General features: G+C 69.2%; 17 protein-coding genes. 10 read left to right on the top strand and 7 right to left on the bottom strand.

Going from position 1 to position 22,836, the window contains the following annotated elements:
- Positions 1–2 precede the first annotated feature (2 nt).
- The 5 genes from ASD65_RS11665 to ASD65_RS11685 all read left to right on the top strand — a co-directional run bounded on the left by ASD65_RS11665 (position 3) and on the right by ASD65_RS11685 (position 7,238).
- Positions 3–983 carry an amidohydrolase family protein gene (locus tag ASD65_RS11665; RefSeq protein ID WP_056222763.1) on the top strand — a complete coding sequence of 327 codons (981 nt, stop codon included), beginning with the start codon at positions 3–5 and terminating at the stop codon, positions 981–983.
- The gene (locus ASD65_RS11670) at positions 973–2,232 is read left to right on the top strand and encodes a kynureninase (RefSeq protein ID WP_056222767.1); all 1,260 of its coding nucleotides are present in this window, start codon (positions 973–975) and stop codon (positions 2,230–2,232) included. Before ASD65_RS11665 ends, ASD65_RS11670 begins: the two co-directional genes overlap by 11 nt.
- A 97-nt stretch (positions 2,233–2,329) precedes the next feature.
- Positions 2,330–3,787 carry an MFS transporter gene (locus tag ASD65_RS11675; RefSeq protein ID WP_082561723.1) on the top strand — a complete coding sequence of 486 codons (1,458 nt, stop codon included), beginning with the start codon at positions 2,330–2,332 and terminating at the stop codon, positions 3,785–3,787.
- Between the two features lie 56 nt (positions 3,788–3,843).
- A complete protein-coding gene (locus tag ASD65_RS11680) occupies positions 3,844–5,607 on the top strand; it encodes an aldehyde dehydrogenase family protein (RefSeq protein WP_082561724.1) in 1,764 nt (587 codons plus the stop codon).
- Complete coding sequence (locus tag ASD65_RS11685) at positions 5,604–7,238, top strand: GMC family oxidoreductase (protein ID WP_156378857.1); 1,635 nt, start codon at positions 5,604–5,606, stop codon at positions 7,236–7,238. The genes ASD65_RS11680 and ASD65_RS11685 overlap by 4 nt, the downstream gene beginning before the upstream one ends.
- A gap of 3 nt (positions 7,239–7,241) precedes the next feature.
- Here the strand turns inward: ASD65_RS11685 and pip are convergent, their stop codons facing one another.
- Positions 7,242–8,270 carry a prolyl aminopeptidase gene (gene pip / locus ASD65_RS11690; protein ID WP_056222769.1) on the bottom strand — a complete coding sequence of 343 codons (1,029 nt, stop codon included), beginning with the start codon at positions 8,268–8,270 and terminating at the stop codon, positions 7,242–7,244.
- On the bottom strand, positions 8,267–9,139 hold the full coding sequence (ypfJ, locus tag ASD65_RS11695) for a KPN_02809 family neutral zinc metallopeptidase (protein WP_056222773.1): 873 nt from the start codon (positions 9,137–9,139) through the stop codon (positions 8,267–8,269). The genes pip and ypfJ overlap by 4 nt, the downstream gene beginning before the upstream one ends.
- A gap of 101 nt (positions 9,140–9,240) precedes the next feature.
- Here ypfJ and ASD65_RS11700 point away from each other — a divergent pair, with 101 nt between their 5' ends.
- The 3 genes from ASD65_RS11700 (at position 9,241) to ASD65_RS11710 (ending at position 12,566) form a co-directional block, all read left to right on the top strand.
- Complete coding sequence (locus ASD65_RS11700) at positions 9,241–10,263, top strand: malate dehydrogenase (protein WP_056222777.1); 1,023 nt, start codon at positions 9,241–9,243, stop codon at positions 10,261–10,263.
- 2 nt (positions 10,264–10,265) lie between these two features.
- On the top strand, positions 10,266–11,999 hold the full coding sequence (locus ASD65_RS11705; RefSeq protein WP_056222781.1) for a cation:proton antiporter: 1,734 nt from the start codon (positions 10,266–10,268) through the stop codon (positions 11,997–11,999).
- 63 nt (positions 12,000–12,062) lie between these two features.
- On the top strand, positions 12,063–12,566 hold the full coding sequence (locus tag ASD65_RS11710) for a recombinase family protein (protein WP_235566678.1): 504 nt from the start codon (positions 12,063–12,065) through the stop codon (positions 12,564–12,566).
- 73 nt (positions 12,567–12,639) lie between these two features.
- On the opposite strand, the gene ASD65_RS11715 is transcribed toward ASD65_RS11710, so the two are convergent.
- The 3 genes from ASD65_RS11715 to ASD65_RS11725 all read right to left on the bottom strand — a co-directional run bounded on the left by ASD65_RS11715 (position 12,640) and on the right by ASD65_RS11725 (position 17,278).
- The gene (locus ASD65_RS11715; protein WP_156378858.1) at positions 12,640–13,731 is read right to left on the bottom strand and encodes a hypothetical protein; all 1,092 of its coding nucleotides are present in this window, start codon (positions 13,729–13,731) and stop codon (positions 12,640–12,642) included.
- A 219-nt stretch (positions 13,732–13,950) separates the two neighbouring features.
- Complete coding sequence (locus tag ASD65_RS11720; RefSeq protein WP_056222787.1) at positions 13,951–14,622, bottom strand: Type 1 glutamine amidotransferase-like domain-containing protein; 672 nt, start codon at positions 14,620–14,622, stop codon at positions 13,951–13,953.
- A gap of 142 nt (positions 14,623–14,764) precedes the next feature.
- Positions 14,765–17,278, bottom strand: a complete 2,514-nt coding sequence (locus ASD65_RS11725; protein WP_056222790.1) for an MMPL family transporter — start codon at positions 17,276–17,278, stop codon at positions 14,765–14,767.
- Positions 17,279–17,392: 114 nt separating this feature from the next.
- Here ASD65_RS11725 and ASD65_RS11730 point away from each other — a divergent pair, with 114 nt between their 5' ends.
- Together ASD65_RS11730 and ASD65_RS11735 are read left to right on the top strand one after the other, a co-directional pair.
- On the top strand, positions 17,393–17,965 hold the full coding sequence (locus ASD65_RS11730) for a TetR/AcrR family transcriptional regulator (protein WP_056222793.1): 573 nt from the start codon (positions 17,393–17,395) through the stop codon (positions 17,963–17,965).
- A 264-nt stretch (positions 17,966–18,229) separates the two neighbouring features.
- The gene (locus ASD65_RS11735; protein ID WP_056222797.1) at positions 18,230–19,087 is read left to right on the top strand and encodes an aldo/keto reductase; all 858 of its coding nucleotides are present in this window, start codon (positions 18,230–18,232) and stop codon (positions 19,085–19,087) included.
- A gap of 57 nt (positions 19,088–19,144) precedes the next feature.
- On the opposite strand, the gene ASD65_RS11740 is transcribed toward ASD65_RS11735, so the two are convergent.
- Positions 19,145–20,305, bottom strand: coding sequence for a DUF4232 domain-containing protein (locus ASD65_RS11740; RefSeq protein WP_056222800.1), 1,161 nt, complete (start codon positions 20,303–20,305; stop codon positions 19,145–19,147).
- Between the two features lie 164 nt (positions 20,306–20,469).
- Positions 20,470–22,791, bottom strand: a complete 2,322-nt coding sequence (gene secA2, locus ASD65_RS11745) for an accessory Sec system translocase SecA2 (protein ID WP_056222802.1) — start codon at positions 22,789–22,791, stop codon at positions 20,470–20,472.
- Positions 22,792–22,836: the final 45 nt, after the last annotated feature.

Genomic DNA, 22,836 nt, shown 5'->3' on the forward strand with positions numbered 1-22,836 from the left:
GGATGCTGCATCCTGACCCCTTCGCCCTCCGCGACCTGCTCGGACCGCGGGCGGGAGTCTGCCGCCACGCGCTGACCGGCGAGCACGGTGTCGCACTGCCAGCGCTGATCGATCACCACGTCCACAGCCACCTCATCGACCTGGCCGCCCTCCCCGCCGGGGGGATCGCCGCAGCCGTCGATCTCGGCGGCGACCCGGTCGCCCTCTTCCGGCACGATCGACAGAGCATGCCGCGATTGGCATACGCCGGCGCGTTCCTCACCGCCCCCGGCGGGTATCCCCTGCGGCAGGCCTGGGCATCGTCGGAGATCGGGCGTGGAGTGACCGCGTCGGCGGCACCGGGCGTCGCCGGTGGCGCCGAGACCGCGGTGGACGAACAGGTGGAGTTCGGGGCATCCGTCATCAAGGTCGCCCTCAACGCGACCGTCGGTCCGGTGCTCGACCTCGAGACGCTCCAGGCCATCGTCCGCCGCGCACACGAGCGCGGCGTGCCGGTCGTAGCGCACGTCGAAGGCGAGGGGATGGCGCGACTCGCGATCGGCGGCGGTGTGGACGCGCTCGCCCACACTCCGTTCACCGAAGTCGTCGATCCGGCATTGGTGGAACGTGCGGTCGCGGCCGGCCAGCAGTGGATCTCGACCCTGGCCATCCACGGCGACGCCCCCGACGACGCGCACCGCGCCGCCGCCAACATCCGTGCATTCCGAGAAGCCGGGGGCACCGTCCTCTACGGCACCGACCTCGGCAACGGCCTGCAGCCGCTCGGGGTCAACGCCGCAGAGCTGCGCGCTCTCGTGGCCTCGGGTCTGCGGGGCGAGGCGCTGATCGAGGCATTGACCGATCCGTGGCCGCTCGCCGAACCGCCGCACGGCGTCGCGACGTTCGTCCCCGGCCCGCCGCCCGACGCGCACGACGCCGTGCCCGCCTGGCTCGCCGGTGCCCGCGTGATCGCGACAGAGGAGCTGATCCACGATGACCACTGACCCCCTCGATCGGAGCATCACCGCGTGGGAGGCGGAGGCATCCGCTCTGGATGCCTCCGACCCGATCGGTGCCTACAGGGAGCTGTTCGTCGGCTCGGACAGCTCGGTCGTCTACTTCGACGGCAACTCGCTCGGCCGCCCGCCGCGCGCGAGCCTCGATCGCCTCGACGCGTTCGTCCGCGAGGAGTGGGGCGGACGCCTCATCCGCGGCTGGGACGAGTCCTGGATGCAGCTGCCGTTCACGATCGGCGACGCCATCGGCCGCGCGGCGATCGGTGCGGCCGCCGGGCAGACCGTCGTCGGCGACTCCACGACGGTGCTCCTCTACAAGGCCGTCCGCGCCGCGTTCGACGCGCAGCAGGCCGCAGACCCGGCGCGCGTCGAGATCGTGGTGGACCGCGACAACTTCCCCACCGACCGCTACATCGTCGACGGCATAGCCCGCGAGCGCGGTGGGCGCGTGCGCTGGATCGACGTCGACACGACGGCGGGCGTGGATGGCGCGGGTTTGCGCGCGGCCGTCGGGCCCGAGACCGCGGTCGTGCTGCTCAGCCACGTCGCGTACCGGTCCGGGTATCTGGCGGATGCCGCGTCCCTCACCGCGATCGCGCACGACGCCGGAGCCCTCATCGTGTGGGACCTCTGCCACTCCGCCGGGTCCGTGCCTGTGCAGGCCGACGAGTGGGCGTTCGACGTCGCCGTCGGCTGCACCTACAAGTACCTCAACGGCGGGCCGGGATCCCCTGCCTTCCTGTACGTCGCCCAGCGGTTGCAGGGAAGGCTGACGCAGCCGATCCAGGGGTGGATGGGCGCTGCGGACGTGTTCGCGATGGGCCCGGACTACCGTGCGGCGGAGGGGATGCGCCGGTTCGTCTCCGGCACCCCGCCGATCACGGGCATGCTCGCCATGCAGGACACCATCGGCATGATCGAGAAGGTCGGCATCGAGGCGGTCCGGGTCAAGTCTGTCGCGCTCACCGAGTTCGCCGTGCGCATCGCCGACGCGGAGCTGGGTCCGCTGGGCGTCACGGTCGCATCGCCGCGCGACCCCGCGGAGCGCGGCGGGCACGTGACGCTCTCGCATCCCGCGATGCGCGAGGTCACGGCCGCACTGTGGGCCCAGGATGTCATCCCGGACTACCGCGACCCCGACGGTCTGCGCATCGGTCTCGCCCCGCTCTCAACGAGCTTCGCCGAGACCGCCCGCGGCATGGCCCGCGTCGCCGACGCCGTCCGCGCCGTCCGGTAGCCCCGCCTGCCTCGTCTCGAGCGCGCCCACGTTGCCACGTCTCGCGGGGGCTGTGGAACGGGGTCGAGAGGCGCGCGGCAGGCCCTACACTGGCGCGATGAGCACCGACGCTCCCGACGCCGGCGCGGCCGACACCGCCGCGCGCACGCCCGCTGTTCCGCGCCTGTCCGCGGGCACGATCGCCCGGTATGCCATGGGGTCACTGGGCACCGGCGGCTTCGCCACCCTGCCCGGGCTCGTGCTCACGTACTACCTCACCGACTCGCTCGGCGTCGCGGCACTCGTGGCAGGCCTCGTCATCGCGTTCGCGAAGATCTGGGATGTCGTGATCGACCCCGTCATCGGGGCGCTGACCGACCGCGACCTGGCTCGCCACGGCAGCCGCCGCCGACTCATGCTGATCGGCGCATGCACGCTCCCGGTGTTCTTCGCGCTCACCTTCGCGGTGCCACCGGCGGTCGGCCCGTGGATCGGCGCCGTCTGGGTGCTGCTGGCGTTCACCCTGACCGCGACCTCTTTCAGCCTCTTCCAGGTGCCCTACATCGCACTCCCCGCGGAGCTGACACCGAGCTACGACGAGCGCACCCGACTCCTCACCTGGCGCGTCGTCGTCCTCACGCTCGCGATCCTCCTGTTCGGCGCCGGAGGCCCTGCGCTGCGCCGCATCACCGGCGACCCGGTCACCGGCTACCTCGTGATGGGCGTCGTGGCCGGACTCGTGATCGCCGTGGGCATGCTGATCGCCACGACCGTCATCCGGCGCGGCAAGACCACCACCCCGGGCGGCGCCGCCACCTCAACCCCGGACGCAGCCGCAGCCATCGCGACCGCCCCGGCCCCCGGCATCCGCGAGCACTACGCCGCCGGATTCCGCGCCCTGCGCCGCAGCGCGCCGTTCCGCGCGCTGCTGACGACGTTCGTGCTGCAGGCGCTGGCCACCGGGCTCATGCTCGCCGGCGCGCAGTACGTCGCCACCTGGGTGCTGCACTCCGAGGCCGCCGTCGAGCTGCTGTTCATCGCGCTCATCGCGCCTGCACTGTTCGCCGCCCCCGCCTGGGGCGTGCTCGCGCGGCGGATGGGCAAGGAGCGCACGTTCGCGATCGCGAGCATGGTGTTCGCCCTGGCCGCGCTGTCGATCATGGGTGCGCTGTGGGTGCCGGGAGACTGGATCTACCTGCCCGTCGCCGTCGCCGGCGTCGCGTACGCGGGCATGCAGTCGCTCCCGATGGCGATGCTGCCCGACGTCATCTCGCACGACGAGATCACCCATGGACCGGGTCATGCCGGAGCCTTCAGCGGCATCTGGACCGCCGGGGAGACGATCGGCTTCGCGCTCGGCGCGACGGTGCTGTCGATCCTGCTCGCCGTCACCGGATACGTCTCCTCTACGGCGGGGCAGACGGTCACCCAGCCGGATGCCGCAGTCACAGGCATCGTGATCAGCTTCAGCATCGTCCCGGCCGCGCTCATCGTCGTGAGCCTGACCAGCCTCGCCCGCTATCGCCTGCGGCGCGCAGACATCGACGCCCCCGGCATCGGGTCGCACAAACTCTGAGACCGCGTTCCAGCTGCGCGACGTATGCTGGATCACCCCGCACGAAGGAGAGCGCCGTGTCGCCGACCGTGAAGACCGAGACCACGCCCGCGAAGCCGCGCACCAAGGCACCGGCACTGCCCGAAGCGACGAGCGAAGCCCTCGATGCCGCCATCGCCCGGCTGAGCACGGGCGCTCGCACGTGGACGCACCTCACTCTCGGGCAGCGCGCACGTCTTCTCACGCGCCTGCACGCGACCGTGGCTGCCGCGGCCGAGGAATGGGCCGACGTCGCCTCGACCTCGAAGGGCCTCGAGCCGGGGCATCCGCTGCGCGGCGAGGAATGGCTGTCCGGACCGTACGCCACCCTCGTGGCGCTGGACGCCTACGAAGCCAGCCTCGCAGCGCTCGCGAAGGGCAAGAGCCCGATCGCGCGCCTGAAGGTCGACACCGCACCCGGCGGCCGCGCGCGCGTCCATACCTTCCCGACCACCCCGGTCGACGGCCTGCTGCTGTCGGGCTACACGACCGAGGTCTGGCTGCAGCCGGGCGTCACCGCCCGCCAGGCGCAGCGCGAGGCGGGACTCGGCCAGCTGCACCCCACCGAGCCCGGCGGCGTCGGCCTCGTGCTCGGCGCGGGCAACATCACCTCCATCCCGGTGCTCGACGTGTTCTACGAGCTCCTCGCGAACAACCGGGTCGTGATCCTCAAGGTCAACCCGACCCAGGACTCGCTGGTCCCGATGTACGAGCGCGCACTCGCACCGCTCATCGAGCCGGGCTTCCTGCACATCGTCCGCGGCGGGGGCGACGTCGGCGGCTACCTCGTGAACCACCCCGACATCGCGCACGTGCACATCACCGGCTCGGCGGCCACGTTCGACGCCATCGCGTGGGGCACGGGCGCCAACGGTGCCCGTCGCAAGCGGGAGGGCCGTCCCCAGCTGAAGAAGCCGATCACGGCCGAGCTCGGCGGCGTCTCGCCGATCATCATCGTCCCCGGCGTCTGGACCGACGCCGATCTGAAGTTCCACGCCGAGCACGTCGCGACGATGCGCCTGCAGAACAGCGGGCACAACTGCATCGCCGGTCAGGTCGTCATCCTGAGCTCGGACTGGGCGCAGCGCGAGGCGTTCCTGAAGGCACTGCGCACGGCCTACGCCGCCGCCCCGCGGCGGCCCGTCTGGTACCCGCACAGCGCGGAGAAGATGGATGCCGCGGCCACCGCCTACCCGGATGCCATCTGGTCGGCGGGACACAGCCGCGCGCTGATCGAGGTCGGCCCGAACGACGATGCGACCGCGGTCGAGACGAACGAGTACTTCTCCCCCGTCCTCGGTGTCGTCGCCCTGCCCGGCAACGGCCAGGAGTTCCTCGACGCGGCGGTCGCCCACGCGAACGACAAGCTCACCGGCACCCTCGGTGCGAACGTCCTGGTCGACCCGGTGACCCAGGAGGCGCTCGGCGCCGGCTTCGAGCGGGCCATCGCCGACCTCCGCTACGGCGACATCGCGATCAACACGTGGACCGCCTTCGCCTTCCTCACCCCGACCGCCACGTGGGGCGCGTACCCCGGCGGGTCCGTCGAGGACGTGCAGAGCGGCATCGGGATCGTGCACAACGCGTTCCTCCTCGACCACGTCGAGCGGTCGGTGGCGCGCGGCCCGTTCCGCCCGTTCCCGCGCTCGCTCGGTCGCGGGCGGTTCAGCGTGCTGCCCAAGCCGCCGTGGTTCGTCACCTCGCGCACCGGTGCGGCGGTCAGCGAGGGCTTCACCCGGTTCCGGATGGACGGCAACTGGGCGCGCCTCTCGGTGACCCTCGTCAAGGCGTTCGGAGCGTGACCGAGCGCGACCCCCTCACCGCCGACTACATCGTCGTCGGCGCCGGTTCGGCGGGCGCCGCCCTCGCCGCACGACTGAGCGAGGACCCGACGGTCAGCGTGCTCCTGCTGGAGGCGGGCGGACCCGACAATGCGCTCGAGCTGCACGTTCCCGCAGCGTTCTCCAAGCTGTTCCGCGGCGCGTACGACTGGAACTACGACACCGTCCCGCAGCCGAAGCTCGAGGGACGCACGGTGTTCTGGCCGCGCGGCAAGACGCTGGGCGGGTCATCCTCGCTGAACGCCATGATGTGGATCCGCGGGTTCGCCGCCGACTACGACGGATGGGCCGAGACGGCCGGTCCGCGCTGGTCGTGGGATGCCCTCGTGCCCTACTTCCGACGCGTCGAGCGCACCGAGGATCCCGCCGACCCTACGCAGGGCGCCGACGGACCGCAGGCGGTCGAGCACCAGCGCGACCCGCGGCCGCACACGAAGGCGTTCCTGGATGCCGCACGCGAGGCCGGTCACCCCGTCACCGCTCCGAATCTTCCCTCCGGTCAGGGGTTCTCCCAGACCATGGTGTCGCAGCACCGCGGCGCCCGCGCCTCGACGGCCGACGCCTACCTGCGCCCGGCGAAGGGTCGGAAGAACCTGCGCGTGGTGACCGGCGCGCTCGTGCGCCGCGTCACCTTCGACGAGGCCGTCGAGACACCTCGCGCCACCGGCGTCTATGTCGAGATCGACGGCGTCACCAGGCACGCGCTCGCCCGCCGCGAGGTCATCCTGGCCGGCGGCGCCGTGAACACCCCTCAGCTGCTCATGTTGAGCGGCATCGGACCGGCCGAGCACCTCGTCAGCCACGGCATCACGGTGCTCGTGGACGCACCCGAGGTGGGCGAGAACCTGCAGGATCACCTCGTCGCCGGGCTCGCGCCCGAAGCCCGCGGCGGCACTCTGTACGGCGCCGAGAAGGTGGGCCAGCTCGCCAAGTACCTCACCGCCCGACGCGGGATGCTGACCTCCAACGTCGCCGAGGGGTACGGGTTCGTGCGCACGGCGGTCGCCGAGCGCGCCGGTATGGCCGCCGACCTGCCCGACATCGAGATCATCTTCGCGGCCGCGCCCTACGTGGGTGAGGGACTGGTGCCACTGCCCGCCGAGGGCATCACGGTCGGCGCGATCCTCCTGCAGCCGCGCAGCCGCGGCACGATCCGCCTCGCCTCCGCCGATCCCGAGGCGCACGCCGTCATCGACCCGGGCTACCTCTCCGATCCGGACGGCATCGACGAAGCGACGCTGCTCGCCGGCCTCGCGGCGTGCGAGCGGCTCATCGATACGGACGCGCTGCGCACCGTCACCACCGGTGGCTGGGTGCAGCCCGAGGGCGGCGAGCGAATGACACCGACCGAACGCGCCGAGATGTCGCTGCGGCGCTACTCGCACACGCTCTATCACCCCGTCGGCACCGCCCGGATGGGGGAGGATCCCGCCTCCGTCGTCGACCCCGAGCTGCGCGTACGCGGGGTCTCCGGACTTCGGGTGGCCGACGCATCCGTCATGCCCACCGTCATCCGCGGCCACACGAACGCCCCGGCCATCGTCATCGGCGAGGTCGCCGCCGACCTGGTGCGGGCCGCCGCGAAGGCGTAGGCGCTACTCGGCCACGGACTCCGGCTCGATATCCGCCTCGGGCTCGGGCTCTTCCGCCGCACGGGCGAATGCGTCCGTCGCGTCGACGAGCGCGCGCTGGATGCCGGGTTCGGATGCCGAGTGGCCGCCGTCGTCGATGATCACGAGCTCCGCCTCGGGCCAGTTCCGATGCAGGTCCCACGCCGTCATGATCGGCGTGCAGATGTCGTAGCGCCCCTGCACGATGACGGTCGGGATGTGCCGGATCGGCTCGACCCCGGCGATCAACTGACCCTCTTCGAACCACCCCTTGTGCATGAAGTAATGGTTCTCGATACGGGCGAACGCGGTCGCTGCGGTGGGCTCCGTCATGGATTCCACCAGCTCCGGGTCGGGGTGCAGCGTGAGGGTCGAGGACTCCCAGCGGCTCCACGCCACGGCGGCGGGAACGTGCACCGCCGGATCGGGGTCGCTGAGGCGGCGGTGGTACGCCTCGATCATGCGCGAGCGCTCCAGCACCGGGATCGGCGCGATGTAGTCCTCCCACAGGTCGGGGAAGATCGCGGCGGCGCCGCCTTCGTAGAACCACTCCAGCTCGTGGCGGCGCAGGGTGAAGATGCCGCGCAGCACGAGCTCGGTGACCGACTCGGGATGGGTCTGCGCATAGGCGAGCGCCAGGGCGCTGCCCCACGATCCGCCGAACACCTGCCATTGCTCGATGCCGAGGTTGCGGCGCAGCAGCTCGAGGTCGGCGACCAGGTGCCAGGTGGTGTTGAAGCGCAGATCCGCCTCGGGGGCGCTCATGTGCGGCGTGCTGCGACCGCAGCCGCGCTGGTCGAGCAGGATGATCCGGTACAGCTCCGGGTCGAAGAACCGGCGCTGCCAGGCAGAAGTGCCCGCGCCAGGTCCACCGTGCAGGTACACGACGGGCTTGCCGTCGGGATTGCCGCTCTGCTCCCAGTACACCCGCTGCCCGTCGCCGACCAGCAGCATGCCGGTCTCGTAGGGCTCGATGGGCGGGTAGAGCGCCTCCTGGTTCGATGGGCCGGTCATAGGCTCCTCCCCGACACCGTGAAGGTATCGCACGCGGTGGCTCCGTCCTGGTACCCGGTGGCGAACCAGCGCTGGCGCTGCTCGCTCGAACCATGGGTCCAGCTCTCGGGATTGACGAAGCCGCCCGATTCCTGCTGAATGTGATCGTCTCCGACGGTCGCCGCGGCGTTGAGGGCGTCGTTGATCTGCTGCTGGGTCGGCGCTTGCATGAAGGGCACACCGTCCTCGTCGACTTGTTTCGGCAGGTCGGCGACCCACGCACCTGCGTAACAGTCTGCCTGCAATTCGGTGCGGACGCCGTTGCTGTCGGGGCCGGTGCCGTTGTTCGGGTACTGCTGCATGACGCCGAGCAGGTTCTGCGCGTGATGGCCGTACTCGTGAGCGAGCACGTAGAGCTGCGCGAGCGGCCCGGCGGTCGCGTCGTACTGCTGACGCAGCACGGCGAAGAAGGTGGGGTCGACATAGACCGTCTCCTCGGGCGGGCAGTAGAACGGTCCCGTCGCGTTGGAGGCGGTGCCGCACTGCGTCGGCGTCTCGCCGTCGACGATGATGAGCTGAGGGGCGCGATAGCCCTCCATCACCCCGGTCCAGTACTGATCGAGGTTGAGGGATGCCGCGGCCAGCCGGCAGTCGTCGCGCGCATTGGCGTCGGCGCCCGTGTCGCAGTCGGCGATCTCTGACTCGGGTGCGGCGGCAGGCTGCTGGGCGCCGCCGCCGAGGAGACCGGAGAAGTCGCCGCCGGTGAAGATGTTCAACAGCAGCACGGCGATGGCCCCGAGCCCGACCACGCCGCCGCCGGCGATCGCGGCGCCCCGGCCACGGCGCTTGGCGGTGTTGCCGCCCACCTTGGCGTTGTCGTTGAATGTCACCTTGTCAAGGTACCGGGAGTCACCGCGCGCCGCGGGGCCGCGCGCCGGGCCGGGCCGAGACCGGCTCCTCCCACATGCAGCGGGAGGAATAGGCTCGACGCATGGCCGACACGCGCAGGCACCGTCCCACGACCGTCACCATCACCGGCGCAGGCGGCCAGATCGGGTACGCCCTGATGTTCCGCATCGCCTCCGGGGGGATGCTCGGACCTGACCGGCCTGTGCGCCTGCGCCTTCTCGAGATTCCGCAGGGCGTCGCCGGGGCCGAGGGTGCAGCGCTCGAACTGCAGGATTGTGCGTTCCCACTGCTGACCGGCGTGGACGTTTCGACCGATCCTGCGGAGGGCTTCGACGGCTGCAACATCGCCCTGCTCGTCGGGGCCCGACCCCGCGGGCCGGGCATGGAACGGGCCGACCTGCTCGCCGCCAACGCCGGGATCTTCGGACCGCAGGGCGCGGCGATCAATGCCGCAGCGGCCGATGACGTGCGAGTCGTGGTCGTGGGCAACCCCGCCAACACGAACGCGCTGATCACCGCGGCATCCGCTCCGGACGTTCCCGCCGACCGGTTCACGGCGCTCACGCGGCTCGACCACAACCGCGCGCTCGGCCAGCTGAGCGCGGCGCTGGACACCCCGGTCGGCGAGATCCGCGACGTCACGATCTGGGGCAACCACTCGGCATCCCAATTCCCCGATGTGACGCACGCGACCGTCGCCGGCCGCCCGGTGCACGAAGCCCTGGCCGAACGACTCGGCGGCGAAGCAGCGGCCACGGCCTGGCTGGATGAGACCTTCATCCCCCGGGTCGCGAAGCGGGGTGCGGAGATCATCCAGGTGCGCGGCTCCTCGTCCGTCGCCTCCGCCGCGAACGCCGCCATCGAGCACATGCACGACTGGGTGCTGGGCACCGCCGACGGGTGGACCTCCGCCGCGGTCGTCTCCCGCGGGGAGTACGGCGTGCCCGAAGGTCTGGTCAGCTCGTTCCCCGTCACGGCACAGGATGGCGCGTACCGCATCGTCGAGGGCCTCTCCCTCGACCCGCGCGCCCGTGCCCGCCTCGACGCCTCGGTCGCCGAGCTCGACGAGGAGCGCGCGGCCGTCCGCGCACTCGGATTGCTCTGACCGTGGAGGACCTGCTGCTGATCGTCCTGCTCGCCGTCGTCGTCATCGCCGTGACGACCGTGCTGGGGCAGCGGCTGGGCGTGGCTGGTCCCCTGCTCCTGGTGGCGCTGGGCATCGGCGTCGCCCTGCTGCCGTTCGTCCATGTCCCCGAGATCAATCCGGAGTGGATCCTCGTGGGCGTGCTGCCACCGTTGCTGTACTCCGCCGCGGTGAATCTGCCGGCGATCGAGTTCCGGCGGGACTTCGGCCCGATCGCAGGACTCTCGGTGCTCCTGGTGGTGCTCAGCTCGGTGGTGCTCGGGCTGTTCTTCTGGATGGCCGTCCCGTCCGTCGGGCTGCCTTTGGGCATCGCCCTGGGCGCGATCCTGAGTCCCACCGACGCGGTGGCCACCTCGATCGTCAAGAAGCTCGGCATCACACCCCGCGTCGTGACGATGCTGGAGGGCGAGAGCCTGCTCAACGATGCGACCGCCCTCGTGCTGCTGCGCACCGCGATCGTCGCGATCGCCGGCGGGTTCTCGTTCGGCGCCACCGTCGGCAACTTCGTGTGGGCTGTGCTGCTCGCCCTCGTCGTCGGCGCGATCGTCGGCTACCTCACGCTGCGCCTGCGCGCCTGGGTCGGCAACTCCGCCGCGAACACGGCCATCAGCTTCACCGTGCCGTTCATCGCCTACCTGCCCACCGAGCACTTCGGCGGCTCCGGTCTCGTCGCCGCCGTCGTCGCGGGCATCGTGACCGGGCAGGGCGCGGCCCGCTGGCTCACCCCCGAGCAGCGGATGTCGGACACGCTGAACTGGCGCACGATCGAACTCGTCCTCGAGGGCGGCGTCTTCCTCGTGATGGGTCTCGAGCTCAAGGACATCGTCGGCGAGAACATCCGCTCCGAGGCGGGCCTGTGGCACGGCGCCTGGCTCGCCCTGTCGGCGCTCGCGATCGTGCTCGCCGTGCGCGCCGTATATGTCACGTTCCTCGTGCTGGCGCAGAGTCGACGGGCGCGACGGATGAGCCGCGAGCGACTCGAGCAGTTCGGCGCGCGCATCGACGCGGTCGATCGCTCGCCGGCGGAGGCGAAGCTGCGAGGCCCTCAGGACCCGGCCCGCCGGGCGCGCCGTCTCGACTCGATGCGGTCCCGCGTCTCCCGTGCCCTCGCCGACCTGGACTACTACCAGGCGTCGCCGCTCGGGTGGAAGCACGGCACGATCATCGTCTGGGCGGGCATGCGCGGCGTCGTGACACTCGCCGCAGCACAGACCCTCCCCCGCGACGGCAGCATCGACAGCCGCGCCCTGCTGGTCTTCGTCGCCTTCCTCGTCGCTGTGGGCAGCCTGATGCTGCAGGGCTTCACCCTCCCCTGGGTGGTCCGGGCGCTGAAACTGGAACGCGAGGGCGAAGACGGCGAGAGCCGTGAGGAGCAGTCGCGCCTGGACGAGCAGCTGCGGGTGGCCGCGGCATCCGCCCTGCAGAAGCCGTCGCTCACGAAGCGCAATGGGGAGGCGTTCGATCCGGCCCTTCTCGAACGGATCGGCGCGCGCATGACCCAACCACCGGATGACGAGAATTCCGCGGTGGCGAAGGACGCCCTCGAACTGCGCCTGGTCATGATCGAGGCGATGCGCGGCCGGCTGAACGAGCTCTCGCACGGCGGCACGTTCAGCACCGTCGCCCTGCGCCACGCCCTCGCCGAGCTCGATGCCGACGAACTGAGCCTGCAGCTGCGGCTCCGCGAAGACGACTGACGCCCGCCTCGCCCACCGCGGGTCGGCAGTTCAAGGCACAATGGACTCCGAGGAGGTGCACGCATGCCCGACACCCAACCGCTTTCGCCCGCCGGATCGACGACGGATGCCGCGGCGCTGCGCGCATCGGTGGTCGACCATCATCCGGAGACCAATCCCATCGGCGTTCCGCACATCGCCGCCGAGTGCCCCATCTGTTTCAACGAGCTGCAGAGCGATCACCACTGGTGGCTGGCCCGCCCGGCCGGATCTCGCCTCGTCGGCCTCGTCGTCGCGCGCGACGACATGCCCTCGGTAGTCGAGCAGCGCAATGAGCTGACCCGCTTCGGCGTGCCGATCGAGGGGTTCCGTCACCCCGCGCCCGAGGTGATGGAGAGCTGGGAGGTGCGTCTGGTGCGCCTCATCTCCACCTTGCGCAACGGGGATGTCCTCGTCGTGACCAGCGTGCACGCGCTCGGCCACGACATCGAGGAGGAGACCCGCACGGTCGCCGAGCTGCACCGTCACGGCGTCGTCGTGAAAGTGCTCGGCCACGGCGGTCGTCACCTGTACGACGCCGGACGCTGACGCCGGCTCAGCACAGTCCGATGCTCTGACATCGCTCGACGAGGCATTGCTCGTCGGCACAGCACGGCCCGGCTCAGCCTCGGCCGATGAGCGCGTAGCGTGTGCGCACTATGTCCGCCAGGTCTTCGCTGACCCAGTTGTCGGTCGTGATGTAGTGCGCGTGGGACAGCCAGGCGTCCCCGTGTTTCCAGTGGCCGACGACAGGAAAGTGGGGGAGGTTGCGCGGGTTGAATTTCAACCTGTTCTCGAAGTGCTTCAGCGAGTCGCCGAGCACGACCAGGTCCATGCGCGTGCGCATCGCGATCACCCCTCCGACATTCGCCCGGATCGTCGCCCACTCCTCGGCTGAACGGGAGATGGCCGGGGTGTGCAACAGCACGAGCATCTTGATCTGCTGCCCGGCGGCGAGCGCGTTCAGCGCGACGTTGCCACCGTGGCTGTGCGCGTAGACGGTGTCGAGCCAGGCCGTGTCCGAGACGACGTCCCTCCAGATCGCGAGATCGCGCGCGCCGTCGGCCCGCGCCTGGTCGGAGTACTCGCCGCTCCAGAAGTAGTAGGTGTCATCGTCGTACAGGTTGCCGGTGACGGTCTCACGCAGATGATCGTGAAGGGACGAGCCGGGCTTGTGCCAACCGGTGTCGGTGACCAGCCCCCAAGTGCCGTGAATCGGCGTGCTCGTCGGCCCGACGATCCGCGGGCGGGATGGTTGCGCGGGCGCCGCCTCGCCGGTGGTCGTCCAGCCGGTGAGAGCTGCCGCGACGCCCTGAGTGAGCGGGTCACGTGAGTCGAACCCGCGGCGCAGGGACTCGGAGGACTGAGCCGCCTCCTGCCCCGTGATGATGGCGAGACTCCCTGCCGCTGCGACCGCTTCCAACTCCTCGTCACTGCGTTGCGCATAGTTGAGCAATGCCAGCAACGTCGTAGGGAGATGGGTGGTGTCGAGCTCCTCCCACAGCGCGGCCGCACCCTCCGCGTCATACGTGCCATCCCAGCTTCTGCCCCAGTGGTGCTGCAGGGCTCGGTCGGTCAGGTCGTCGAGCGCGTCCGGGTCGAACCACCCTTCGAGTTCGGGTGTCGCTCCCTGCACGTGCGGAACGCCCAGTGCGTCGGCATCGTCCTGCACGCCGCGCGCGAGGTCATCGCCGCCGAAGGCGTAGGCAGACATGCCGAGATACTGCCCGGCACGACTCGCGATCGCCGACGGCGACGTGTCTCTGAACGCGGATACACCGGAAATCGGCTCAAGCGGACTGGAGAGGGCGATGACGTCGGACATCTGGGCCTCCAACGGTCGGTGGTCGAACGGTACTGCAGGTCGTACCGTCCCGCCATGCCTCCAGTTCCCGCGTACCTACACGCGGCCGAGCCAGTTGCTCCGATCGCTTCAAGGATGAAGGAGTTCCCAGCGGCCCTCCGAGATGACCTCGATGGTGCCATCGACGACCGAGATCGCGGTTTGATCGTCGATCGCGTACGCCGGTCCGGGGATCTTCGTCGCCCAGCGTCGGGCAGCTTCGGTTGTGTTGTGGGACCAGCCTGGGTAGTTCAGGTGCGGGAAGATCGAGAAGTCGACGATGCCCAGAGTTTCGTCCTGCCCGTCCGGTTTCCAGTCGAGGAACTCTGCGCCGATGCGAGGGGTCACCACCATGCTGCCGGCGCTGACTCCGACCCACACCGTTTCGGTCAACGACGGCAGCAGATCGGCGAGCCCGGATTCTCGGATCCAATGACAAAGGTAGGCAGCGTCGCCCCCGTCGACCAGCAGAACGTCTGTGTCCCTGACCCACGGCATCCACCGTTCCTCGGGAATCGTTGGTAGCGCGGTGAGTTCGAGCACGCCGACGGATTTCCAGCCCAGTTCACACAGTCCAGGCCGATCGGGCGAGTGCCCGGCGATCGAGCTGAACACCGACTCGGGGCTGCAGGCGGGCTGCCCCCACTGTGCCGTCGGCACGAAGAGGGCGCGGCATTCGGCGAGCGGCTTTCCGAGCAATCTGATGAGGGCATCGCCGATGCTGTCATTCGTGACGCCGCCGGAGGTGAGTAACAGCTTCATAGGACCCCTCCCATGCATGCGTTGAAGCGATCGGTGGTGCAGCCCCTCCACCGCCCTGAACACCGCGCAGCCGACTCGCCACCTCCCGAAGGATACGACGTCAGCGGGCACCGTCAAAGGACTCACCCGCAAGCGGGGTCGGTCAGACCCCGTGATGAGCGGGGTGGCGGCGTTCGAGCGCCGAGCCTTCGACATCCACGTTCGGGATGATGCGGTCCAGCCATTTCGGGAGCCACCAGGCCGATTCGCCCAACAGGTGCATGAGCGCTGGGATCAGCAGCATCCGGACGATGAATGCGTCGAAGAGTACGCCGAGCGCGAGGCCGAGGCCCATCGATTTGATGATCACCGACTCGGACGTGATGAAGCCGGAGAAGACGGCGATCATGATGAGGGCCGCGGCGGTCACGACCGTGCGGCCGGCGCGGAAGCCCTGCGCGACGGCATGGCGGGCGGGCGCGCCGTGCGCCCATGCCTCCCGCATCCCGGTCGTCAGGAACAACTGGTAGTCCATGGCCAGGCCGAACAGGATGCCGACGAGGATGACCGGCAGGAAACTCAGGATCGGGCCGGGGTTGTGCACGCCGAGCAGATCGCCGAGCCAGCCCCACTGGAAGACCGCGGTGACGGCGCCGTAGGTCGCGAACAGCGACAGGACGAAGCCGGCGGTGGCGATGAGCGGCACGAGCAAGGAGCGGAAGACCATGACCATGATGAGGAACGAGAGGCCGACCACCACGAGCAGGTACAGCGGCAGGACGTTCGCGAGGCCCTCCGAGATGTCGATGTTGATCGCCGCCTGGCCGGCGACACCGAGCGTGATGTCCTCGGCGATCGGGGGGAGTTCGCGCAACTCCCGCACAAGGGCCTCAGTCGAGGTGCTGTTCGGCCCCTCGGCGGGGACGACCTGGAATGCGGCGAGACGGTTGTCGTCCGAAACGGCGATGGGCGCCACGGCGATGACGTCGTCCATCGCGGCGAGTTCGCGGGCGACGAGGAGCTGGTGGTTCAGCACCTGATCGTCGTCGAGGCCTCCAGGGAGGGCTGCGGTGATCAACAAAGGCCCGTTGACCCCGGCACCGAAGGACTCTTCCGTGAGGGTGAACGCACGATAGGCGGCGGAGTCCGCGGACTCGGAGCCGCCGTCGGGCAGCCCGAGGCGCATCGACATCGCGGGGATCGCGACGACCAGCAGAGCGATGGTGGCGACGATGACGGTCAGGATCGAACGCAACGTCGACATCGGCTTGATCGCCTGGCCGCGTGCCCGCGGCGTCGTGGTGTCGACCGCGGCGGCGGCAGCGGCGCGCTCGCGGGCGCGCTTGCCGAGAACCCGGCTCTTCGCGAGACCGAGCAGGGCGGGCGTCAGCGAGATCGCGATCAGGACCGCGACCGCGACGCTGACGGCGCCGGCTGTTCCCATGAGACCCAGGAACGGGATGCCGGTGATGTTGAGGGCGAGGAGTGCGACGATGACAGTTGTCCCGGCGAACACGACCGCGTTGCCGGCGGTTCCATTGGCCAGACCGATGGATTCGACCACGTCGGCGCCTTGCAGGAGCTGCTTACGGTGTCGGTACAGGATGAACAGCGAGTAGTCGATGCCGACCGCCAAGCCCAGCATCACGCCGAGGATCGGCGTGACCGAGGCCATCTGCACGACGCCCGAGAACGCGAGCGTGGCCATCGCGCCGATCGCGACGCCGACCAGTGCGGTGATGATCGGGAACGAGGCCGCCAGCAGCGAGCCGAGAACCACGATCAGCACGACCGCGGCGAGCGCGACGCCGATGACCTCGCCGACACCCAGGATTTCGGGGATGCCCTGCGAGATGTCCGTGGAGAAGGCCACCTCGACCCCGTCGATCGGCTCCGACTCGAAGTGCTCGATGACGGCATCCTTCGAGGCCTGGTCGAGCTCGAGGCGCGGTTCGGTGAATTGCACGTTGACGATCGCGGTGGCACCGTCCGCGGATACGACACGGATCCCGTCGGCGAAGGAGATCAGCTCGGCGCCCTGTTCGAGCGTGGCTTCCTGCTTGTCGATCGCCGTGAGGCCGTCCGTCAGCGTCTGCTGCTGAGAGTTCAACTCCGTGCGCTGGGCGTCCAGAAGTGCCTGCTGGGCGGCGAGTTCGGTCGTCGGGAACCCGGCCGCCTCTGCTTGCGCGCGGCCCGCGTCCAGTTGCGTCTGAGCGGCATCGAGCTGCGCGGTCCCTGCATCCAACTGGGCCTGCCCCACCGACGCCTGCGTGCGAGCATCCGCGATCTGCGTGCGACCGTCCTCGATCTGCTGGCGTTGGTCGGCCAGCTGTTGCTCGGTCGCGAAGGGGTCGATCACATCGGCGACGTCGGGTAGGTCGCGGCCGGACTGGACGAGCGCGGCGATCTCGGCCTGCTGCTCCGGGGTGAGGGCGGAGTCGTCGGTCGTATGGAACACGACCGTCCCGGACGCGCCGCTGAAGTCGGGCAGCTGCTCTTCGAGTTCGGCGATCACCTCACCGGAAGCGGTGCCGGGGATGTCGAAGCTCGAGCTCAGCCCCTTGAACCCGAGCAGGAATCCACCGGCCGCGATCCCGAGGATCACGACCCACGCGATGATGACCGTCCACGCGCGCCGTGCCGCAAACGTCCCCAACCGGTGCAGCAACTCGGCCACGACTCTCCCTCAGATCGGCGAGGCACACCCCGTCGACGAGGCGCCCCTCGTCTTCGACAAGCCTGGCTAAGATAACACGCACCGTCTCGTCTTATCTGAAGGAGTGCGCAGCTGATGCCCTTGCCCCGAAGCGGTCCTGTCCGCAGCGAAGCAGCGCGCCAGGCGATCCTGCACGCTACCGTCGAACTTCTCGCCGAACGCGGGTACGATCACCTGAGCATCGAGGGCATCGCCGCACGCGCCGGAGTGGGCAAGCAGACCATCTACCGCTGGTGGCCGTCCAAAGGTGCGGTGATCGCCGAGTGCCTGCTCGAGGGAATGCTGCTCTCCGAACGCCTACGACCGCCCGACACCGGCGACATCCGCCAGGACTTGACCACCTGGCTCCAGCGCGTCTTCGCACTCCTGGGCAGTGCGGAGGGCGAGGGCCTCCTGCGCTCACTGATCGCCGCGGCCGCCGAGCACGCAGAGGTCGGTCGTCGGCTGCGTGACAGCCTGTCGGGATCGGACTCGATCTCGGGCCGACTGAAACGCGCCATCGGAACAGTGCCCAACCTCCCCGAGGGCGCTCCCGTCGACGAGGTCGCAGACGCACTGATCGGCGCCGTCATCCTGCGGGCGCTGAGTCGCACCGCGATCGAGCCCGGGGATGTCGATCGGCTTCTCGACGCCGTCATCGGGCGCTGAAAAGACGGTCGGCCGTCAGCACGACACGACGAGACCGACTAGATCTCGTTTGACCGAAGGACCGTCCGCGAACGTCGAGGTGACGTCTCAGAGGCGGCGGCGATCGATGTGGATCTGTCAGGAGAGGTCGAGGCTGGCGCGACGCAGTGAACCGCGGCCACGTCGAGCGTGTCGGAGGGCACGCAAGCGTGCTCCTGTCGGAGGGGAGTGATCACGCGCACAATGGGGCGTGGGGTGCATCACCCACACGAAAGGGAGTCGCTCATGACGACGAGCGTTCCGCTCTTGAACGGTCTCCGGATGCCGCAGATCGGCCTGGGCGTCTATCTCATCTCCGATGTCGCGGTGTGCGAGTCGAGTGTGAAGTCGGCCCTGGAGACGGGATACCGGCTCATCGACACCGCAATCGCCTATCGGAACGAACGCGCCGTGGGTCGCGGCATCCACGGCTCGGGAGTGCCCCGCGATGAGATCTTCCTCACCACGAAGCTGTGGCCGTCGCATTACAAGTACGACAAGGCTCGCGTCGCGATCGCCGAGTCGCTGAAACGACTCGACTCCGGCTACATCGATCTGCTGCTCCTGCATCAACCCGTGGGCGACATACACGGCGCCTGGAGGGCCATGGAGGAAGCCGTGGATGAGGGAACCGTCCGGTCCATCGGCGTCAGCAACTTCACCGTTGCCGACCTGGAGGATCTGCTTCCGAAGGCGCGGATCACGCCCGTCGTGGACCAGGTGGAACTGCATCCGCATTGGCAGCAGCCCGAGCTGCTCCCCTACCTCTCGTCTCATGCCATCGTGGCGGAGGCGTGGTATCCGCTCGGCCACGGATCGAAGTCTCTCCTCGCCGAACCCGCGGTCCTCGCTGCGGCGACCGAACATGGGAAGTCGCCGGTGCAGATCATCCTTCGCTGGCACGTTCAACGCGGGTTCGTCGCCATCCCCAAATCGACCGACCCCGAGCACATCGCGGCGAACCTCGACGTGTTCGACTTCACCCTCGCGGCCGCGGAGATGTCGGCCATCAACGCACTGGGCAGAGACCGGCCCATGTTCCGGATGCCGCGCTGGGCGATGTCCGCCACCATGCCACTGGTCAGCCCTCGCCAGCGCGCGTAGACGGCGTCCGTGCCACTCGCTGTCATCGGTCGAAACAGCCTTCTCCCCGAGTGGGGTTCACTCGGCGGGCGCAGGGTTCGCGTCGATCACCCAGGCGGTGGTGGCGACCGTTGAGCCTTCGACGATGTCGAGATCGATCGGCCACGAGCCTCGGGTCATGCCGGCGGTCGGTGCAGCATAGACGGTTTTCGTGACGAGTGCCCCGTGCGGCGATGCGGCATCCCACGTGAGCACAGACACCGCGTGGCCGCCGGCGGGCACCTCGATGCGCTGGGGGCCGGGATCCTGCGCCATGAAGGACCCGCCCTGCTCGATGGTCACCGCGAGCAGGTGCCCATTCTGGTCGCCGAACGCCACATCGGGGTATCCCTCGATGACGCACGGCTCGTCCGAGAAGTTCATCAGCCGGATCGGCAGGCCGCGGTGCCCCGTCGCCGCATCGGGCTCGCCCTTCAGTAGCATCGCTCTTTCGGGTGTGCACCACGCCGGGTCGAAGTCGGTGGAGGTATCCGCCTTGTCGGGCACCGGCACCCCCGGCGCGTTGGAGTCGGGCATAGCGCCGAACGTGACAGCAGCCTCGGCCTCCTGTCGCGCGGCGGCATCCGCCTCGATCGCGGCAGTACGCGCATTGTCGGCGACCACGCCGGTCGTCACCACGGCGATCACAGCAACGGCCGCGGCCGGCAAGAGCCAGGGTGCTCGCCGCCCCCGCGACATCCGCTCGTCTGCGTCTGCTGCAGCCGGAGCCGGAGCCGGCATGCGGGCCACAAGGCCCGGCATCCACCCCACCGCCAGCCCCCACAGCGCGCCGGATGCCGCGGCGGTACCGAACTCGCCCACTAGCAATCCACGTGGTCCGAAGGTGGCGAGTGATCCCCAGACGCCGGCGATGTCCAGGGCAAGCCCGACGAGCGCGCCGGCTGCGACGGTCGCGAACCAGGCGGCGACCAGCCATGTGCCATCCCGGCCCGACACCGCCGTGAACAACGCATGCGCGAGCGCGACAGCGATCCCCCCGATGACGACCGTGAGGATCAGCCATGGACCGCTTTCCCCCCACGTCAGTCCCGACGGCATCACCTCGGGCACCAGAAGGGCGAGCTGGGCAGCGGGCCCTTGGATCTGCGAGAAGGCCCAGCGGACAATGGCGAAAAGGAGCCAGAGTGCGGCCGCGAAAGTGCTCGATGCGAGCAGGCGGCGGCTGATTGGTGTGCGCATCACCTCTCATCCTGACTCATCCGCTGTCCTCATCCGCGAGGCGAACCTCGTCCGCCTCAACTAAGTGCCTGTCCACCAGCCAACTGCTCTCCGGCCTGCGTGATGCGGCAGCGGAACTGATCGCCACCAAGGCCGTCACCCACGAGCTGGCTTTCGCAACATCCTTACTCGATGTTGAGGACGCGGGATCGCCACCATTTGCCGGCTTCGCGGGCGGCGCGGTCCATGGGGTTGCCGAGGGGGTTACCGCTGATCATGTACGTCCACGTCGCGGAAGGTCTGTGGAGCCCGAGCGGGGTGATTCCTTGTCCGAGTTGGTCTGGTGCGACGTCCTCGACGATGGCGGCGGCGCGCACGTAGGTTTCAGCGAAAAAGCCGTGGAACTCGCGGAGGGCGATGCGGTGGAACTCGTCGCGGGGGTTGAGGCCGGCGAGGGCCTGCAGGTGGATGCCGTCGCGGATTTCGCTGAGGTGTGCAAGGTGGTCGCTCCACTGTTCGTCGAGGCACCAGAGGGTGATGTCGCGGACCAACTCCGCAACGGTCTCAACCGAGGATGCTGTCTCGAGCTCTTCGAGCTTCTCGGGGACGCGACCGGTGAGCTCGGCGCGGGCCAGGCCGTCGCGCATGACGCTGTCGCGATGGGCGAGAACGGTATCGCGTTGCCGGGCGATGGCCCGGTTGAAATCCCAGGTGTCCCGGTGCCGGTCGCGTCGGATGCCTTCCGCGATCCTCTGCGCCTGGTCGACGATGCGCCCGAGCGCGTTCTGATCGAGTTGATCCCCGTATCGACGGATCTTTTCGAGGAGATGTGTCGGCGCGTTGGTTTGTACGAGATCGTCGGTAGCGCTCACGAAAGTCAGGGTGGTGCCGGGATCGCCTTGCCGACCTGAACGACCGCGCAGTTGCGCGTCGAGCCGGCCGGACGGGTAGCGGCCGACTTGCAGGACCGCGAGGCCGCCGGTCGCAGCGACTCGATCATGGTCGCGTTCGTCAGGTCCGCCGAGTCGGATGTCGGTGCCGCGGCCCGACATCTGCGTCGAGATCGTGACCGCGCCGAACTCTCCTGCGTTCGCGATCACGACGGCCTCGTGAGCGTCGTTGCGGGCATTGAGCACCTGCGCTTCGATGCTGATCTCGGCGAGGGCTGCCGCAACCTTCTCGGATTCGGCGACGCTCTGCGTCCCCACCAGGATCGGCTGACCGGCGCGATGACGATCGCGGACCGCGTTCACGACAGCATCCAGACGGGCATGATCGTCAAGGAACACTCGCTGGGGGTGATCGAGCCGCTTGTTCGGAAGTCGCCGCTCTACCCGACCCGCACCAAGCGAGTAGAACTCGGCGAGTTCTTCGGCGACTGCAACAACGGTCCCGCTCATGCCGACCAGCGTCGCGTAGCCACGGAGGAGATCCTGGACCGTGAGTGTGTCGAGGATGGTGCCCGGTGAAGAGACGAGGAGCTGCTCTTTCGCTTCGATCGCCGCATGCAGGCCGTCTGGCCATCGCTGCTGGTGCGCGACGCGGCCTCGGGCGGTGTTGATCAGCTTGATCGTGTCATCGACCACGAGGTAGTCGATGTCGCGCTGGACCAGAACGTGTGCGTGGAGCGCAAGGTTGATCTTCGTGAGCATCCCAGTGTGCTCGATCTCGTAGAGGTTCACCCCGCCCAGTTGCCGTTCAAGGAGATCGAGTCCCGGATCAGTGAGTGAGACGGTGGCGTGGTCGGCGTCGATCGCGAAGTGAACGTCTGGGTCGAGTTCGCGGACGAGCGCGTCGGCATGGGTGAAGTCCTCGGCCAGGTCGGGCGTCGAACCGGCAAGCACCAGCGGGGACATCGCCTCATCGACCATCACGGCGTCGGCTTCGTCAACGATTGCGACGTCCAACTCAGGCCGAACCCGATCGGCATCCGACGTCGCGAACCGGTCGCGGAGCACGTCGTAGCCGACCTCACTAACCGGGGCATAGACGACATCCCGCCGGTATACCTCGTAGCGCGTCGATGAGTCGGTGTGCTGGCCGATCGAACCGACGCTGAGCCCGAGGCTCTCAAACAGCGGTCGCATCCATTCAGCATCCCTCTGGGCGAGATAGTCGTTGGCCGATAACACGTGAACCCGACGTCCGGCGATCCCGAAGCCAGCGGCGGCAAGAGCCCCGACAAGGGTCTTGCCTTCGCCGGTGTCCATCTCGACCGCGTGCCCGGTCAGGAGCGCGCAGCATGCCAGCAGCTGTTCATCGAACGGGTCCTGCCCGATGGTGCGCTGCGCAGTTGCACGCAGCACCGCCAGCAGGTCCGCAGTGGGTTCATGGCCGGCGCGCCGACCGGGCGCGGTTGTTGCGCGGCGTGCGGCAAGTATCAGCCCGGCGTCGTCGAGGCGATCAGCCCACGTTTGTCGCGCCTTCGCGTCGGCAACGATGCGGAAGAAGCGACCGAAGGACGTCGAGGCGGGTGCTCCGATCGCTCGCGCCAGCCACTTTCTCATGCCCACCATCCAAACATGGCGGCCATGGCGTCGGGCTCCGGCTGG

Origin of the sequence: Microbacterium sp. Root61 (assembly GCF_001427525.1) — a bacterium.
In the GTDB taxonomy this organism is placed as follows: domain Bacteria; phylum Actinomycetota; class Actinomycetes; order Actinomycetales; family Microbacteriaceae; genus Microbacterium.

Excerpts from the sequence above, each read along its gene's own strand:
- ASD65_RS11665 (WP_056222763.1), top strand. The coding sequence starts at position 3 with ATGCTGCATCCTGACCCCTTCGCCCTCCGCGACCTGCTCGGACCGCGG.
- ASD65_RS11670 (WP_056222767.1), top strand. The coding sequence starts at position 973 with ATGACCACTGACCCCCTCGATCGGAGCATCACCGCGTGGGAGGCGGAG.
- ASD65_RS11675 (WP_082561723.1), top strand. The coding sequence starts at position 2,330 with ATGAGCACCGACGCTCCCGACGCCGGCGCGGCCGACACCGCCGCGCGC.
- pip (WP_056222769.1), bottom strand. The coding sequence starts at position 8,270 with ATGACCGGCCCATCGAACCAGGAGGCGCTCTACCCGCCCATCGAGCCC.
- ASD65_RS11700 (WP_056222777.1), top strand. The coding sequence starts at position 9,241 with ATGGCCGACACGCGCAGGCACCGTCCCACGACCGTCACCATCACCGGC.
- ASD65_RS11710 (WP_235566678.1), top strand. The coding sequence starts at position 12,063 with ATGCCCGACACCCAACCGCTTTCGCCCGCCGGATCGACGACGGATGCC.
- ASD65_RS11715 (WP_156378858.1), bottom strand. The coding sequence starts at position 13,731 with ATGTCTGCCTACGCCTTCGGCGGCGATGACCTCGCGCGCGGCGTGCAG.
- ASD65_RS11720 (WP_056222787.1), bottom strand. The coding sequence starts at position 14,622 with ATGAAGCTGTTACTCACCTCCGGCGGCGTCACGAATGACAGCATCGGC.
- ASD65_RS11730 (WP_056222793.1), top strand. The coding sequence starts at position 17,393 with ATGCCCTTGCCCCGAAGCGGTCCTGTCCGCAGCGAAGCAGCGCGCCAG.
- ASD65_RS11735 (WP_056222797.1), top strand. The coding sequence starts at position 18,230 with ATGACGACGAGCGTTCCGCTCTTGAACGGTCTCCGGATGCCGCAGATC.
- ASD65_RS11740 (WP_056222800.1), bottom strand. The coding sequence starts at position 20,305 with ATGCGCACACCAATCAGCCGCCGCCTGCTCGCATCGAGCACTTTCGCG.
- secA2 (WP_056222802.1), bottom strand. The coding sequence starts at position 22,791 with ATGAGAAAGTGGCTGGCGCGAGCGATCGGAGCACCCGCCTCGACGTCC.